This is a genomic window from Streptomyces sp. NPDC001544 (assembly GCF_042894285.1).
GTDB lineage: Bacteria > Actinomycetota > Actinomycetes > Streptomycetales > Streptomycetaceae > Streptomyces.
The window spans coordinates 132163-146856 of the sequence record NZ_JBIAVN010000019.1 but is presented as its reverse complement, the minus strand read 5'-3'; the positions used below and the strand labels follow the sequence as shown (position 1 = coordinate 146856).

13 protein-coding genes, 2 tRNA genes, 1 pseudogene and 1 riboswitch are annotated in these 14694 nt (G+C 71.0%); of the genes and pseudogenes, 8 read left to right on the top strand and 8 right to left on the bottom strand.

The features are described from left to right. The first annotated feature begins 593 nt into the window (after positions 1-593). From ACFY0F_RS33810 to ACFY0F_RS33795, 4 genes are all read left to right on the top strand, one after another. Positions 594-2018: an MFS transporter gene (locus ACFY0F_RS33810; RefSeq protein WP_388803017.1), complete on the top strand. Its 1425-nt coding sequence runs from the start codon at positions 594-596 to the stop codon at positions 2016-2018. Between the two features lie 58 nt (positions 2019-2076). Continuing rightward, complete coding sequence (gene lhgO, locus ACFY0F_RS33805; RefSeq protein ID WP_388803014.1) at positions 2077-3300, top strand: L-2-hydroxyglutarate oxidase; 1224 nt, start codon at positions 2077-2079, stop codon at positions 3298-3300. A gap of 68 nt (positions 3301-3368) precedes the next feature. Continuing rightward, positions 3369-4193: a tRNA (guanosine(46)-N7)-methyltransferase TrmB gene (trmB, locus tag ACFY0F_RS33800; protein ID WP_388803011.1), complete on the top strand. Its 825-nt coding sequence runs from the start codon at positions 3369-3371 to the stop codon at positions 4191-4193. 78 nt (positions 4194-4271) lie between these two features. Continuing rightward, positions 4272-5609 carry a PrsW family intramembrane metalloprotease gene (locus ACFY0F_RS33795; protein ID WP_388803008.1) on the top strand — a complete coding sequence of 446 codons (1338 nt, stop codon included), beginning with the start codon at positions 4272-4274 and terminating at the stop codon, positions 5607-5609. Positions 5610-5631: 22 nt separating this feature from the next. Here the strand turns inward: ACFY0F_RS33795 and ACFY0F_RS33790 are convergent, their stop codons facing one another. The 4 genes from ACFY0F_RS33790 to ACFY0F_RS33775 form a co-directional block, all read right to left on the bottom strand. Next, a complete protein-coding gene (locus ACFY0F_RS33790) occupies positions 5632-6576 on the bottom strand; it encodes an aldo/keto reductase (protein ID WP_388803005.1) in 945 nt (314 codons plus the stop codon). A gap of 79 nt (positions 6577-6655) precedes the next feature. Then, on the bottom strand, positions 6656-7687 hold the full coding sequence (locus tag ACFY0F_RS33785; RefSeq protein ID WP_388803002.1) for a M23 family metallopeptidase: 1032 nt from the start codon (positions 7685-7687) through the stop codon (positions 6656-6658). A gap of 11 nt (positions 7688-7698) precedes the next feature. Then, positions 7699-7865: riboswitch (cyclic di-AMP (ydaO/yuaA leader) on the bottom strand. A gap of 261 nt (positions 7866-8126) precedes the next feature. Then, positions 8127-8200, bottom strand: a tRNA-Met gene (locus tag ACFY0F_RS33780). A 55-nt stretch (positions 8201-8255) separates the two neighbouring features. Further along, positions 8256-9386, bottom strand: coding sequence for a dihydrofolate reductase family protein (locus ACFY0F_RS33775; protein WP_388802999.1), 1131 nt, complete (start codon positions 9384-9386; stop codon positions 8256-8258). Positions 9387-9480: 94 nt separating this feature from the next. Between ACFY0F_RS33775 and ACFY0F_RS33770 the strand changes: the two genes are divergently transcribed. The 4 genes from ACFY0F_RS33770 (at position 9481) to ACFY0F_RS33755 (ending at position 11456) form a co-directional block, all read left to right on the top strand. Continuing rightward, a complete protein-coding gene (locus ACFY0F_RS33770; protein WP_388802996.1) occupies positions 9481-9999 on the top strand; it encodes a MarR family winged helix-turn-helix transcriptional regulator in 519 nt (172 codons plus the stop codon). Between the two features lie 192 nt (positions 10000-10191). After that, positions 10192-10833: a GTP cyclohydrolase II gene (gene ribA, locus ACFY0F_RS33765; RefSeq protein WP_388802993.1), complete on the top strand. Its 642-nt coding sequence runs from the start codon at positions 10192-10194 to the stop codon at positions 10831-10833. A gap of 201 nt (positions 10834-11034) precedes the next feature. Further along, a complete protein-coding gene (locus ACFY0F_RS33760) occupies positions 11035-11283 on the top strand; it encodes a hypothetical protein (protein ID WP_388802990.1) in 249 nt (82 codons plus the stop codon). Next, positions 11280-11456 (top strand): hypothetical protein, encoded by a 177-nt coding sequence (locus ACFY0F_RS33755; RefSeq protein ID WP_388802987.1) that lies wholly within the window; start codon positions 11280-11282, stop codon positions 11454-11456. The genes ACFY0F_RS33760 and ACFY0F_RS33755 overlap by 4 nt, the downstream gene beginning before the upstream one ends. Before the next feature lie 55 nt (positions 11457-11511). Here the strand turns inward: ACFY0F_RS33755 and ACFY0F_RS33750 are convergent, their stop codons facing one another. The 4 genes and pseudogenes from ACFY0F_RS33750 to ACFY0F_RS33735 form a co-directional block, all read right to left on the bottom strand. Continuing rightward, complete coding sequence (locus tag ACFY0F_RS33750) at positions 11512-12429, bottom strand: hypothetical protein (protein ID WP_388802984.1); 918 nt, start codon at positions 12427-12429, stop codon at positions 11512-11514. A gap of 171 nt (positions 12430-12600) precedes the next feature. After that, a tRNA-Lys gene (locus tag ACFY0F_RS33745) sits at positions 12601-12673 on the bottom strand. Between the two features lie 85 nt (positions 12674-12758). After that, positions 12759-14279, bottom strand: coding sequence for an amino acid permease (locus tag ACFY0F_RS33740; protein ID WP_388802981.1), 1521 nt, complete (start codon positions 14277-14279; stop codon positions 12759-12761). 184 nt (positions 14280-14463) lie between these two features. Continuing rightward, a pseudogene (locus tag ACFY0F_RS33735) lies at positions 14464-14694 on the bottom strand (RNA helicase); the annotation flags it as partial.

Here is a 14694-nt window from a genome sequence, read left to right as displayed (position 1 = left end):
CGCCCACGCGCGCGTGCCCGTGCGGCGGTCGGGGAGAGGCCAACACCCGTACGGCACAAGGCGGCTGCGACACGAATGCGCCCCCGAAATGCTCCCCGAAAACGCCCTTCACGCCCTCAACTACCGTGGTAGGAGCGGTGATCACCTGCGAAAGACAGGGGCGATTTTCAGCCAAATTGGCGTGGCGCGAGCAGGCTTGCGTACGCTCCGTACATGCTCTGCGCAGTGCACAGAGTGCGCACAGTCCGGGAGGCGGGCCTCGCCTCCCGGACCGGTCCGCCACCCGCGGGGATGAAGGCGGCGGTGTCCCCCAGCCCACTGGATCCAGTACAGCGGGCCGACCCACGCGACAGCCATGGAACCGCTCCCCCGGTGGCCGGAGAAGAGCGCACGGACAGGCGCACGGCCACACGACGGGGGCACGCCGCGACAGTCCGTGCACGGTGCGTGAGCGGCCGCCACCCCGGTACGGACCACAATCCCGCCATCCGGAACAATGCCCCTTAACGCTTGGGATGCGGCGAACTACGCTGGGTTTACGAATGCCGCGTGGTTATGCCAAAGCGGCAGCCGTCTGTGTCGAGGGGTGGCGCATGTCCAGGGAGCAACGCGGGCCGAACGAAAAACTCGGCGCCGTTCTCGCCCTCGCGGGAATCAGCAACGCAGGACTCGCGCGACGCGTCAACGACCTTGGCGCGCAACGCGGGTTGACTCTTCGCTACGACAAGACGTCGGTGGCGCGCTGGGTGTCGAAGGGCATGGTGCCGCAGGGTGCCGCTCCGCACCTCATCGCCGCCGCCATCGGCCAGAAACTCGGCCGCCCGGTGCCGCTCCACGAGATCGGCCTGGCGGACGCGGATCCCGCGCCCGAAGTGGGCCTCGCCTTCCCCAGGGACGTAGGACAGGCGGTCCGGTCGGCGACCGACCTGTACCGTCTCGACCTCGCCGGCCGCCGGGCCGGCTCCGGCGGCATCTGGCAGTCGCTGGCCGGGTCGTTCGCAGTGAGCGCATACGCAACGCCCGCCTCACGGTGGCTGATAACCCCCGCCGACAGTTCGGTCGCGCGGGACGCGAACCCCTCCGAGGGCTCCGGCGCACCGATCAAAGTCGGCCACAGCGACGTGCAGAAGCTGCGGGAGGCAGCCGAGGACGCCAGGCGCTGGGACTCCAAATACGGGGGCGGCGACTGGCGTTCGTCCATGGTGCCCGAGTGCCTCAGGGTGGAGGCGGCACCGCTGCTGCTCGGCTCGTACTCCGACGAGGTCGGCCGTGCCCTGTTCGGCGCCACCGCGGAACTCACCCGCCTCGCCGGCTGGATGGCCTTCGACACCGGCCAGCAGGAGGCCGCCCAGCGCTACTACATCCAGGCGCTGCGCCTCGCGCGCGCGGCCGCGGACGTCCCCCTCGGGGGCTATGTGCTGGCGTCCATGTCGTTGCAGGCGACGTACCGGGGCTTCGGCGACGAGGGGGTCGACCTCGCGCAGGCCGCCGTGGAACGCAACCGCGGCCTGGCCACCGCCCGCACCATGAGCTTCTTCCACCTGGTCGAGGCGCGCGCCCACGCGCGCGCGAACGACGCCCACGCGGCCGGGTCCGCCCTGAAGGCGGCCGAGAGCTGGCTGGAGCGGTCCCGCGACGGCGACCAGGACCCGTCCTGGCTCGGCTTCTACGGCTACGACCGCTTCGCCGCGGACGCCGCGGAGTGCTACCGCGACCTGAAGGCACCGCGCCAGGTCCGCCGGTTCACCGAGCAGGCCCTGTCGAAGCCGACGGAGGAGTTCGTGCGCTCGCACGGGCTCCGGCTCGTCGTCTCGGCGGTGGCCGAGCTGGAGTCGGGCAATCTGGACGCGGCCTGCGAGCAGGGGGTGCGGGCGGTGGAGGTCGCCGGACGGATCTCGTCCGCGCGGACCACGGAGTACGTGAAGGACCTCCTGCACCGCCTGGAGCCGTACGGGGACGAGCCGCGGGTGGTGGAGCTGCGGGAGCGGGCCCGGCCCTTGCTGATGGCACCAGCCTGATCCCGGCCCCCGGGTTTGCGGGCGTTGTCAGTGGCGCAGTGCACTATCGAGGTGGGAGGTGGTGCAGGTGCGGCCGGGGATCGCTTATGACTGCGATGCGCTCGTGATCGGTGGTGGGATCGTCGGGCTCTCCACGGCGTACGCGATCACGCGTGCCGCGCCCGGTACGCGGGTGACCGTGCTGGAGAAGGAGCCGGGGCCGGCCCGGCACCAGACGGGCCGCAACAGCGGGGTCATCCACAGCGGGATCTACTACCGGCCGGGCTCCCTGAAGGCGAGGTACGGGGTCCGCGGTGCCGCCGAGATGGTGAAGTTCTGCGCGGAGTACGGCGTGGCGCACGCCGTCACCGGCAAGCTGATCGTCGCCACCGAGCGGGAGGAGCTGCCGCGACTGCACGCGCTCGTCCAGCGCGGCCGGGAGAACGGGATCCCGGTCCGCGAGCTGGGACCCGCGCAGATCACGGAGTACGAGCCCGAGGTGCGGGGTCTTGCGGCCATACACGTCGGGACGACGGGCGTGTGCGACTTCACCGGGGTGGCCCGGCAGCTCGCCGAGGCGTCCGGGGCGGAGCTCCGGTACGGGGCGCGGGTGGTCCGGATCGACCGGCGGCCGGAACTGGGGGTCGCGGTGCGCACGGCGGACGGGGACGTCGTGCGCGGACGGGTGCTGGTGAACTGCGCCGGGCTGTACTGCGACGAGGTCGCCCGGCTGACCGGGGACGAGCCCGAGGTGCGGATCGTGCCCTTCCGGGGGGAGTACTACGAGCTGGCACGGCCGGAGCTGGTGCGCGGGCTGGTGTATCCGGTGCCGGATCCGGCGTTCCCCTTCCTCGGGGTGCACCTCACGCGCGGGATCGACGGCGGTGTCCACATCGGCCCGAACGCGGTGCCGGCGGCGGCCCGGGAGGGGTACGGCTGGGGGGTCGTACGGCCGCGGGAGGCGGCGGGGACGCTGGCCTGGCCGGGTGCCTGGGTGATGGCCCGGCGGCACTGGCGGTACGGACTCGGGGAGGTGCGGCGGTCGCTGTCGAAGGGCGCGTTCACCGACGCCGTACGCCGGCTGCTGCCCGCGGTGGAGGAGGACGACCTGGTCCCGGCGTCGGCCGGGGTGCGGGCGCAGGCCGTGCTGCGGGACGGCACGCTGGTGGACGACTTCCTGATCCGGGAGGGCCCGCGCGCGGTGCACGTGCTGAACGCGCCGTCCCCCGCGGCCACCGCCTCGCTGCCGATCGGGCGTGAGGTGGCGCGCAGGGCGCTGGGTGTACTGGGGGCCTCGGCGTGACCCCCGCCCGGCCGGTCACGGCACCAGGTCGGGCGCCGGAGCGGGCCCCGCGTAAAATCGGCCTCACTGTGTCTGACTCGTTGAACACCCCCGAGACGCCCGAAACCCCGCACCACGCCCCTGGTACGTCGGTCCGGCACACCCGGTCCAAGGGGGAGCCGCGGTTCCCGGACGGGCCCAAGGCCGACCCCGCCGGGTCGCACTTCGAGCGGCGGATCCGCAGTTTCCAGCCACGCCGGAGCCGGGTGACGGCGGGGCAGGCGGACGCGCTGCAGCGGCTGTGGCCCAAGTGGGGGCTGGACATCGACGGGCAGCGGACGATCGATCTCGGTGAGCTGTTCGGGAACGACAACCCGGTCGTCCTCGAGATCGGGTTCGGGATGGGCGAGGCCACCGCGCAGATGGCCGGCGCGGACCCCGGCACCAACATCCTCGCCGTGGACGTGCACACGCCGGGGCAGGGGAATCTGCTGAACCTCGCGGACACGGGCGGTCTGTCCAACGTCCGGGTGGCCAACGGCGACGCCATCATCCTGCTGCGCGAGATGCTCACGCCGGACGCGCTCGACGGGCTGCGGGTCTTCTTCCCGGATCCCTGGCCGAAGAAGCGCCACCACAAGCGGCGTCTGATCCAGCCGGACTTCCTCAGCCTGGCCGCGACCCGGCTGAGGCCCGGGGCGATCGTGCACTGCGCGACCGACTGGGAGCCGTACGCCGAGCAGATGCTCGACGTGCTGACCGCGCACCCGGACTTCGAGAACACCCGGCCCGACGGCGGTTTCGCGCCCCGTCCCGGCTTCCGGCCGCTGACCCGTTTCGAGGGGCAGGGCCTGGAGAAGGGACATGTGGTGAATGATCTGCTCTTCCGCCGCGTACAGCACCGGAGTCGGTAGGAAGCCGGAAGCAGTAGGAAGCCGGAGTCAGTAACCGGAGTCAGTAAGAAGACGGTCGATCTCGTTAGGGCTAATGCCGTGGCCAGCAGTCCCCCGTACCCGACGCAGCCCCCGGGCCCGCAAGGTCCGGCCGGCCCCGCCGGTGGAACACTGCGGCATCCGCACTGGTGGCAACGGCGATGGGTGCGGTACGGGGCGCTCATCACCCTGCTCGCCCTCTCCGGGCTCGTCATCCTCGCCCTCGTGCGGCAGCAGACCGGCACGGACGGGTTCCTCGTCGGGCTCGGGCTGGCCGTACTGCCCGTTCCGCTGCTCATAGCCGCCTTCCGGTGGCTGGACCGGGTGGAGCCGGGCCCCTGGCGGAACCTCGTCTTCGCCTTCGCCTGGGGCGCCTGCGCGGCGGCGCTGATAGCCATCGTCGCCAACAGCTTCGCCACCAAGTGGATAGCCACGGCGACCGCCGACCCGTCCAGCGCCGACACCCTCGGCGCGACCGTCATAGCGCCCGTCGTGGAGGAGTCCGCCAAGGCGGCCGCCGTCCTGCTCGTGTTCCTCTTCCGCAGACGGGACTTCACCGGGATCGTGGACGGCGTGGTGATAGCCGGGATCACGGCCACCGGGTTCGCCTTCACCGAGAACATCCTCTACCTCGGTACCGCCTTCGGCACGGACCAGATCACCGGCGACCGCGGCATCGCCTCCGTCACCGCCGCGACGTTCTTCGTGCGCGTCATCATGTCCCCGTTCGCGCACCCCCTGTTCACCGTCCTGACCGGCATCGGCTTCGGCATCGCCGCCCTGTCCGCCCCCCGGCAGCACGTGCGGCGCGTGCTGCTGCCGCTGGGCGGGCTGCTGCTCGCGATGAGCATGCACGCGTTCTGGAACGGCTCCTCGACCTTCGGCGAGTACGGCTTCTTCGCCGTGTACGGGACGTTCATGGTGCCCGCGTTCGGGCTGCTGACCTGGCTGGTGATCTGGACCCGCCAGCGGGAGCTGCGGACCGTGCGCGAGGAGCTGCCGGCGTACGTCCTCGCCGGCTGGCTGGGTCCCGGCGAGCCGTTCGCCCTGGGCTCGATGAAGGCCCGGCGGATGGCCCGCGACCACGCCCGTCACCACCTCGGCAAGCCGGCGGCGCGGGCGGTGGCGCAGTACGAGGCGTACGCGACGTCGTTGGCGTTCCTGCGGCACCGGGGGCGGCGCGGCCGCGCCGGGGCCGATTTCGTCGTACGGGAGGGCGAGCTGCTGGCCGAGCTGTGGCACCGGCGGCAGGTGGCGCGGCCCGCGCTGGAGTACGCGGCCAGGGCGTCGGCTCCGGTGGCCGCGACGCCCTGGCCGGTGTACGGGGTGCAGGGCGCGTACGGGTACGGCTACCCGGCGGGGCCGTACCCGGTCGCCCACAACCCGTACCGCACGTGACCCGTATCGCCCGTGGGCGCGGTTACGCCGACGCCTCGGTGAGCCTGGTCAGCTCCTCCTGGGTGAGTTCCAGCTCCGCCACGCCCATCAGCGCCGGCAGCTGGTCCAGGGTGCGGGCCGAGGCGATGGGGGCCGCCACCGTGGGCTGGGCGGCGAGCCAGGCGAGGGCCACGGTCGCCACGGGGGCGTCGTGCGCGGCGGCGATCTCGTCCAGGGCGGTGAGGACCTTCTGCCCCCGCTCGGTCTCCAGGTGCTTCGCGGCGCCGGACGCCCGCGCGCTGTCCACGGTCGTACCGGGGCGGTACTTGCCGGTGAGGAAGCCGGAGGCGAGGGAGAAGTAGGGCACGACGGCGAGGCCCGCACGTGCGGTGACGTCCCGGAGGGGACCCTCGTAGGTGTCGCGTGAGACGAGGTTGTAGTGCGGCTGAAGCGCGACGTACCGGGCGAGGCCCTCGCGCTCGGAGAAGTCCAGGGACTCCTGGAGGCGCTCGGCGGTGATGTTGGAGGCGGCGATGTAGCGGACCTTGCCCGCCCGGACCAGTTCGTCGAGCGCCCCGATGATCTCCTCGACGGGGACCTCGGTCTTGTCGAAGTGGGTGTAGTAGAGGTCGATGTGGTCGGTGCCGAGGCGGCGCAGGGACGCGTCGGCCGCGGCCTTGATGTTGTCGGCGGTCAGGCCCTGGTACTTCGGGTGCTGGCTGACCTTGGTGGCGATGACGACGTCGGAACGGTTGCCGCGGGCCTTCACCCAGTTGCCGATGATGGTCTCGGACTCACCGCCCTCGTTGCCGTCGACCCACGCCGAGTAGGAGTCGGCGGTGTCGATGAAGTTGCCGCCGGCGGCCGTGTAGGCGTCCAGGACGGCGAAGGACTGCGCCTCGTCGGCGGTCCAGCCGAAGACGTTGCCGCCGAGGGAGAGCGGGAAGACCTCGAGGTCGGAGGGGCCGAGCTTGCGAAGAGAAGTCATGCTTCTCTTCAACAACCTCAGCGGTGGCCCGCATTCCGCTTGGCGGTCACGGGCACCTCGTTCATGCGTCGGGGTCCCGTCAGGGGTTGAGGCCCTTGCCGTGCAGCCACGCCATCGGGTCGATGGCGGTGGGCTGTCCGTCGGGATGGACCTCGAGGTGGAGGTGCGGGCCGGTGACGTTGCCGGTGGCGCCGACGCGGCCGATGACCTCACCGGTTTGGACCTTCTGGCCGACCTTCACGTTGATCGAGGACTGGTGGCAGAACCACAGCTCGGTGCCGTCGTCGAGGGTGAGGATCGTGCGGTAGCCGTAGGCGCCGGCCCAGCCCGCCTCGGTGATCGTGCCGCTGTGGATGGCCTTGATGAGCGTGCCGGTCGGCGCCGCGAAGTCAAGGCCGGTGTGGTAGCCGGAGGACCACATGGCGCCGGGCTGACCGAAGGTGCCGGTGAGCGTGTACGAGGAGGTCGGCAGCGTGTACTGCGCGGCCAGCTTGGCGAGGCGGTCGGCCTCGGCCTGCTTCTTGACGGCGGCCTCGGCCTTCTCCTTGGCGGCGGCGGCCTTGACCGCGGCCTCCTGCTCCGCCTTGGCGGCCACGGCGGCGGACTGCTTCCCGGCGGCGGCCACGGCGGCGGCGGTGGCCTTGCCGTCGGCCTGGCTCTTCTGCCGCTCGGCCTGGGCCATGATCCGGTTGCGCAGGGCCTCGCCGGCGTCGGTGCCGCCCTGGTCGCTGTCGGCGGCTGCCACGCCGACGTCGGTCAGGCTGGCCGCGGTGACCTTGGCGCCGTCGGTGTGGTCGCCCAGCAGCGAGCCGACGGAGGGCAGGTCGGGCAGGGATAGGGAAACCGGCGGCTTGCCGGTGTTGGCGCTGGCGATGCCGCCCGCGCCGACGGCGGCGATGACGCCGACGCCCAGAACGGTGGAGCTGCGGGCGAGTCCCCCGCCGCGCTGCTTGGTGACCCGGTGCCGGCCGCGTTCCGGGCGGAGGGACCCCTCGGTGGGGTTCCACTCCTCCCAGGGGCCCTCGTCGGTGCGGTAGTCGCCGTAGACGAAGGTGTCGGTGCGCCGGCTCGGCGCGAACGGGGCTGTGGGGGCAGGCGGGTTGGACGCCACTCGGGCGTGCTCCTTTCCTTCCGTGACGCCTACCGGGTTAGCTGACGGGTTCGGAGCAGGAAGGTCTCCTACGCGCGTATACCGGCCGTGAACTCGACGAGCTCACAACGGCATTCGTGCGATTCACCCCAAAGTGGTGGTTCCCCGGTTCCCTTTCGGGATTCGGCGCGTGCGCACGGAGCCGTCTCGGGTGACGGCTGGGACGACCGCGCTGCGTTATCGAACGTTAATAGGCCTACCCGTCGGTTTCCAAGAGATCTGGCTTGATCATTAGCGTTTTCACCGAAGGACTTACACACCAAGGACGGTGAAAACCGGGCGAGTTGACCACGGCCCGGATGCCACGGCGGACCGTGGGAGGCTGCAAGCGGACTACCGGGGGCGCAAAAAACACTCAGGGCCGGAATCCCTGTGCTGGATTCCGGCCCTGAGCCTTCAGTAGCGGGGACAGGATTTGAACCTGCGACCTCTGGGTTATGAGCCCAGCGAGCTACCGAGCTGCTCCACCCCGCGTCGTTGTGTCACCAGTGTACGTCATCCGCGGGACACCTCGCACACGCCTTTCCGATCAGCCCGGCAGGTGCCGGTTCGGCACCTTCGCCGCCGCCTCGTACTCCGGCACGACGACCACGTCCACGCCCCCGGCCGCCAGCAGTCCGCTCCCGTCGGCCCCGGTGACGAACGTGTCCGGCTCCCGCCATGCCGTGACCACCCGCCGCACCCCCGCGTCGAGGATCAACCGGGCACACGGCGCCGGCCGGGAGGCCCGCCGGGCGCACGGTTCGAGGCTGCTGTACACCGTGGCACCGGCCAGCCGGGGGTCGTCGGGCCGGATCCTGGCCAGCGCCGCCTCCTCCGCGTGGACCACGGGGTCGCCGCCTTCACGCGAGTGGCCGCGCGCGAGCTCCGTGCCGTCGGCGGCCACGACCACCGCCCCGACGCTGAACGCCGTCTTGGAGGGCGGGCACAGCGCGGCCAGCTCGCAGGCGATCCGCAGCCAGTGGCGGTCGGCGGGGGCGGCCGAGGGGCCGGTGCCGGGGGCGGTCGGCTCGTAGCGCATCAGGACGACGTCCTCGATACGGCGGGTCTCCAGCAGCCGCAGGCGGCCGGCCTGGTAGCCGCCGGGTCCGAAGAGGCGGGGGGCGGCCGGGTCGCCGACCAGGAGGGGGGCCAGGACGAGCTGCAGTTCGTCGGCCAGTCCCTGCCGCAGCAGCTGGGTGTGGACGGTGCCGCCGCCCTCGACCATCAGGCGGCGTACCCCGCGCACCGCGTAGAGGTGTTCGAGCAGCGCGGGCCAGTCGAGGCCGGGGCCCAGTGGGACGACGTCGGCCGCGAGGGCCAGACCGCGGGCCCGCTCGGCGCCCTCGTCCGTGGTGTACACCACCTTCTCGCCGCCGGTGTGCCAGAAGTTCGCGTCCGGGTCCAGGTCGCCGGAGCCGCTGACGGTGACCTTGAGGGGGTACTCCGCCTGCCCGGCGGCGAGCCGGGACGCCCGGCGCTCGGGCGAGTTGACCAGCAGGCGCGGATTGTCGGCGCGGATGGTGCCGGCGCCGACCAGGATCGCGTCGACGGACGCCCGTACCTCGTCGACCCGGTCGAAGTCGGCCGGGCTGGACAGCAGCAGCCGGTCGGGGCCGGTGTCGTCGAGGTACCCGTCGAGGGACACGGCGGCGGACAGCAGGACGTACGGACGGGGCATCGACGCGCTCTCTTCGGGAGGCGGGCGGGTGTGGATCCGGATCCGGCGAATCCGGGATCTTGGTTCAAGTTTGAAACAAACCTACACTGGTGGCATGACGACCCGCTGGCTCACCCCCGAGGAGCAGCGCGCCTGGCGCGCATACGTGGCCGCGACCCATCTCCTGGAGGACGCGCTGGACCGGCAGCTCCAGCACGACGCGGGCATGCCCCACCTTTACTACTCCATCCTGGCCACCCTTTCCGAGACGCCGGAGCGCCGGCTGCGGATGACCGACCTCGCCGAGGCGCTGAAGATCACCCGGAGCCGGCTGACCTACGCGGTGACACGGCTGGAGAAGGACGCGCTGGTGCGGCGCGAGAACTGCCGGTGGGACAAGCGGGGCAGCATCGCCGCCCTGACGGACGAGGGGATGGCGGTGCTGGAGCGCGCGGCTCCGGGCCACGTCGAGACCGTGCGGGCGTCGCTGTTCGACCAGCTCACCCCCGAGCAGGTCGAACAGCTGGAGGAGATCTGCGGGGGGATCGTGCGGGCGCTCCAGGGTGACGGGACGGCCCGGCCGGCACCCGACGAGGTGCCCTGGCGGCGCCGGTCCTCCCCTCCCTGTTCCTGACCGGCCCTTACCGTTCCCGGCGGGGGCCTCGGCGGCCGGGCCGCGCACCTGTCGCTTCAAAACTGATTGCTTCAAAACTGGTTGCTCCAAAACTGGTTGCTTCAAAATTGAAGCAGTAGTAGGGTCCCCGGCGTGGAACTGCTTCAAATCTTAAGCAGAGCCCGCCCTGACCACCGGACCCGGAGAACCCGCATGCCCGACACCCCCGCCGCCACCCCGCGCGCCCGCGTCCGGGTACCGCTGCGCTTCCACGACGGCTACAGCGTCGACGCCGACCTCGTCACCTTCCACGGCCTGACCGACGGCCAGGAGCACGTGGCCGTCGTGCTCGGCAGCCCCGCCCCCGGCACCGTCCCGCTCGTCCGACTGCACTCCGAGTGCCTGACCGGGGACGTCTTCGGCTCGGCCCGCTGCGACTGCGGCCCCCAACTGCGCGAGGCGGTCGAACGCATCGCCGACCGCGGCGGTGTCCTGCTCTACCTCCGCCAGGAGGGCCGCGGCATCGGCCTCTACAACAAGCTCGACGCGTACGCCCTGCAGGACCAGGGCCTCGACACGTACGAGGCCAACGCCGCGCTCGGTCTGCCGGAGGACGCCCGCGACTACACGGCGGCCGCCCAGATGCTCCGCGCGCTCGGCATCGCGGAGCTGGACCTGCTCTCCAACAACCCGGACAAGGCGGACCAGTTGCGCGGCCTGGGCATCGACGTGCGCGACCGGGTTCCCACGGGGGTCTTCACCACCGCCCACAACGTGCGCTACCTGCGGGCCAAGGTGCTGCAGACCCAGCACACCCTGCCACTCGCGGAGCTGACGGAACTCGGCGTGGGCTGAACGGGCCACCTGATCACCAGGACCTGGCAGAGCGGCGCCGCAGGAGCACCGCGCCGACCACCAACAGGCAGACCACGGCCACAGCGGGGCCGCCGAGAACGAGAAGCCGCTGAAGAGAGGTCGCGGCGGCGTAGCCGACGGCTGTTGTCGGCCGCGGCAATGAGCGCCCCGTCACTCGATGACGAACGGTGTGTCGCCCCCGTGACCGCCGCCCTGCTGTGCGGGGCGGCTCTGCTCGTGCCCCGGCTGCGGTGGCCGGTCGCGCCGCTGCCGGTCACCGTGGCCACGGCGTGCTGGGGGCCGCCGCTGCTGATGCTGCTGTGCGTCGCCCTGTTAGGCCTGGCGGTGGACCAGCGGGTGCGGGCCGCGGTGGGATGCGCCGTAGCCGCGTCGGCCGCCAACCTGCTCAGCCACCCGGCCGCCTCCGGATGCCGGTGGGCATCCTCATGATCCTCGCGGTGACCGCGCTGCGCGGCACAGTCGTCAGCGACCCGCACGGCACGTGGTTCGCGCTGCTCGCCGTGGCCGTCACGATCGGCGTCCACCTGGCCTTCGGCCGCCGCACCATCCTCAGCGTGGGCATCGGTACCGCCGTCTACGTCGTCCTGCGCAACGCCCTGTGAGCCCCGGGCCGACCGAAGTAGCCGTGCTGCTGGGTGACTTCCGCTCACGCGTCGCTCACGCCGAAAGCAACCCGAGGTACTCCTCGCCCGTTTCCGTGATCCGCATGGCGTTGTCGCCCATCGAGCGGTTGGCGAATCCTCGACGGTGCAGACCCGTGAAATGACCGTTCATGTCCCGGGTCGGCAGGGCATCTCCGAGCTTGTCGGTGAGCCAAGCGGCCTCCGTGTTCTGAAGTGCTTCGACACCGAGATGCTTCGCCAGCTCAAGGGCCCACAGGAGCTTGTCCCGCTTCAACTTGACCCGGTGGTAGGGAATGAGCCCATCGAGCGTCGTGGGGATGTGGTCGAGGCCGGCGAACGCCTCCGGTACGGGGACAGCGCGCGGCCTTCTCCTCGGCGCACCCCCACGCGATGCGGAACCTGCGCCGGCGGGCTTGCCGCCACGCCTGACGCGAAGGCCGTCGAAGCCGTCCTCGATCACGTTCCGGGCCGCCTGGGCCAGATAGAACTCGCCCTTGACCTCCCCCTCATGAATCCAGCCCACCTGCACGGCTCTGCCGAAGTCACGGGTGAAGCTCGCCGGGATGCGCTCACGTGACCGCTGAAAGAGCCTGCGAACGTCACTCTGGGTAAAGGTCTCATGCCCTTCCTCCCACAGCAGATACGAGGCGAAGGCGGTCATCTTCTCCGGATTGGTTCTCGCGCCCGAGAACTCCAGCGCTTGGCGCGGGCCCTCGACGAACCGTCGTGGGCGAGCGTCGTTCCGCGCCGGGATGTCGAGCCGGGCCTCTTCCGGCTCCGGGGCCGGTGCCGGGGGAAGAGCGGGACGCTCGGAGGCAGAGTCCGGACGCGCCGGCTCCGGCGGAGCCTGCAGCATGCTGATCACCTGAGCGCCTTGGGCCACAGTGATGTCCTGTTGGAACTCGATGCGACCAGTGAGTGCCAATCGGACTTCTCCGGTCATATCGTTCATACAAGAACGGTAGCTCTCATGACGTCCATGGCAAAGAGTGGCCGAGTGCGGATGCCTCGCGGCGCCCGCACATCGCTCACGCAAGACGGAAACGAAGCAGCGCCCGAGCCGGACGGAGCCGACTCGGGCGCTGCACTGCAGGTAGAGGGGGATGCCCTCACCCGCCACCGGTAGGCCCTGTGGGACTCGAACCCACAACCAATGGATTAAAAGTCCACTGCTCTGCCAATTGAGCTAAGGGCCCAGGCGATGTTGCCTCCCCGAGCATAGCCGGAGCGGGCCGCGTCTCCGATCCGGTATCGGGGACGCGGAGCCCGAAGCGTCGTGGATCAACCGATTCGGGGGGTGTCGGTCTCCCGGACGCGGGTGCGGTCGTGGTCGGGATTGAGGAACCAGTGGCGGGCCGAGGCCAGCCACCAGGCCGTCGCGAAGCCGAGGACGACCAGGACGGCGACCGGGGCGTAGTTGAAGCTGGTCCAGGTCACCGGGGAGACCTGGGGCAGCATGAAGAGGACGGTGATGACCCCGACCCAGGCCACCGACACCACCCCGATGGGCTGCGACCAGCGGCCCAGGTGCCAGGGGCCCCGGGTGAAGGCGGCGCCCTTGCGGACCCGCAGCAGGGTCGGGACGACGTACGCGATGTAGAGGCCGATCACCGCGATCGAGGTCACCGCCGCGTACGCCGTGTTGTTGATGAGGTAGGGCAGGCCGAGGACCAGGGCGCCGGCGGTCGCCAGCCAGACCGCCGCCACGGGAGTGCGGGTACGCGGGCTCACCGTGTGCCAGACACGGGAGTAGGGCAGTGCGCCGTCGCGGGAGAAGGCGTAGATCATGCGGCTGTTGGCCGTCACCGACGCCATGCCGCAGAACAGCTGCGCGCCGATCACCACCAGCAGCAGCAGTTTTCCGGAGGTGGCGCCCAGCGCGTCGAGGAGGATCTGCGCCGGGGGCGCGCCGGTCGGGGACGCGAGCTCCTTGTCGTACGACTGGATCGCGAAGGTGAACCCGAGGAGGAGGACGAAGCCCGCTATCCAGGACGTCCAGATGGATCGGACGATGCCCTTCGGGCCGGCCGTCGCCGCGTCGTGGGTCTCCTCCGTCATATGGGCGGAGGCGTCGTAGCCGGTGAAGGTGTACTGGGCCATCAGCAGGCCCAGGAGGACCACGTACGGGCCGCTGCCCCAGCCGGTGTTGTCGACGAACTTCGTGAACACGAAGGACGCCGACTGGTGGTGGTCCGGCACGAAGGCGAGAGCGCCGACGATGACCGCGACCCCGAGCACGTGCCACCACACGCTCACGTTGTTGAGGAAGGCGACGATCCGGACGCCGAAGGTGTTCAGCAGGCCATGCAGGAGGAGGATCGCGGCGAAGAGCAGGACCGTCCGGCCCGGGGTGATCCGGAAGTCGAACTGCAGGTTCAGGTAGGCGCCCAGGAAGGACGCCGCGCCGAAGTCGATGCCCGCGGTCACCGCCACCTGGCCCAGCACGTTGAACCAGCCCGTGAACCAGGCCCAGGCGGCGGCCGAGCGCGGCGGTGCCAGGCGGTGCGCCCAGAAGTACAGACCCGCCGACGTCGGGTACGCGGAACAGATTTCGGCCATCGACAGGCCCACGAGGAGCGTCATCAGACCGACCGCCACCCAGCCCCAGGTGATCACCGCGGGGCCGCCGGTGTTCATTCCGAAGAGATAGAGGGTCAGACAGCCGGACAGGACCGAGATGATCGTGAAGGAGACGGCGTAGTTGGAGAACGCCGACATACGGCGGGCGAGGACCTGGGTGTAACCGAGCTGGGCAAGCCGTTCCTCGTCCGACAGCCCACTCACTCTGGCGTCATCTGTCATGCCCCCAGCGATTCCCTCGCCGGGGGCGTGACATGCGTCACTCAGGACTCGGTATGGCCAAAAGGTCCGGCTGGAAGATGCCCTTGCAGCCCTGCCGGCCGGTGCCGATCTTCACCCGGGCGGCGAACGAGGGAAGGGCCCGTACGACCGAAGTCGTACGGGCCCTTCCTCATCTCACTCGACGTCAGCCGTTGCGCTTCCAGCGCGGCTTGTCCTCGCGGCGGCCGAAGGAGCCGCCGGTGCCGCGGTGGTCGTCACGGCGGCCGTACGGGCGGTCGTGGCCGGAGCGGAAGCCCGGGCGGTCGTCGCGGCGGTCGCGGTTGAAGGGGCGGTCGCTGCCACGGTGACCGGTGCGGTCGTCACGGCGGAAACCGCCACGGTCGTTGTCGCGACGCTCGAACCCACGGTCGTTGTC

Excerpts from the sequence above, each read along its gene's own strand:
- ACFY0F_RS33775 (WP_388802999.1), bottom strand. The coding sequence starts at position 9,386 with ATGCCCCGTCCGTACGTCCTGCTGTCCGCCGCCGTGTCCCTCGACGGG.
- ACFY0F_RS33740 (WP_388802981.1), bottom strand. The coding sequence starts at position 14,279 with ATGACAGATGACGCCAGAGTGAGTGGGCTGTCGGACGAGGAACGGCTT.
- ACFY0F_RS33790 (WP_388803005.1), bottom strand. The coding sequence starts at position 6,576 with ATGACTTCTCTTCGCAAGCTCGGCCCCTCCGACCTCGAGGTCTTCCCG.
- ACFY0F_RS33750 (WP_388802984.1), bottom strand. The coding sequence starts at position 12,429 with ATGAACGATATGACCGGAGAAGTCCGATTGGCACTCACTGGTCGCATC.
- ribA (WP_388802993.1), top strand. The coding sequence starts at position 10,192 with ATGCCCGACACCCCCGCCGCCACCCCGCGCGCCCGCGTCCGGGTACCG.
- ACFY0F_RS33770 (WP_388802996.1), top strand. The coding sequence starts at position 9,481 with ATGACGACCCGCTGGCTCACCCCCGAGGAGCAGCGCGCCTGGCGCGCA.
- ACFY0F_RS33755 (WP_388802987.1), top strand. The coding sequence starts at position 11,280 with ATGATCCTCGCGGTGACCGCGCTGCGCGGCACAGTCGTCAGCGACCCG.
- ACFY0F_RS33810 (WP_388803017.1), top strand. The coding sequence starts at position 594 with ATGTCCAGGGAGCAACGCGGGCCGAACGAAAAACTCGGCGCCGTTCTC.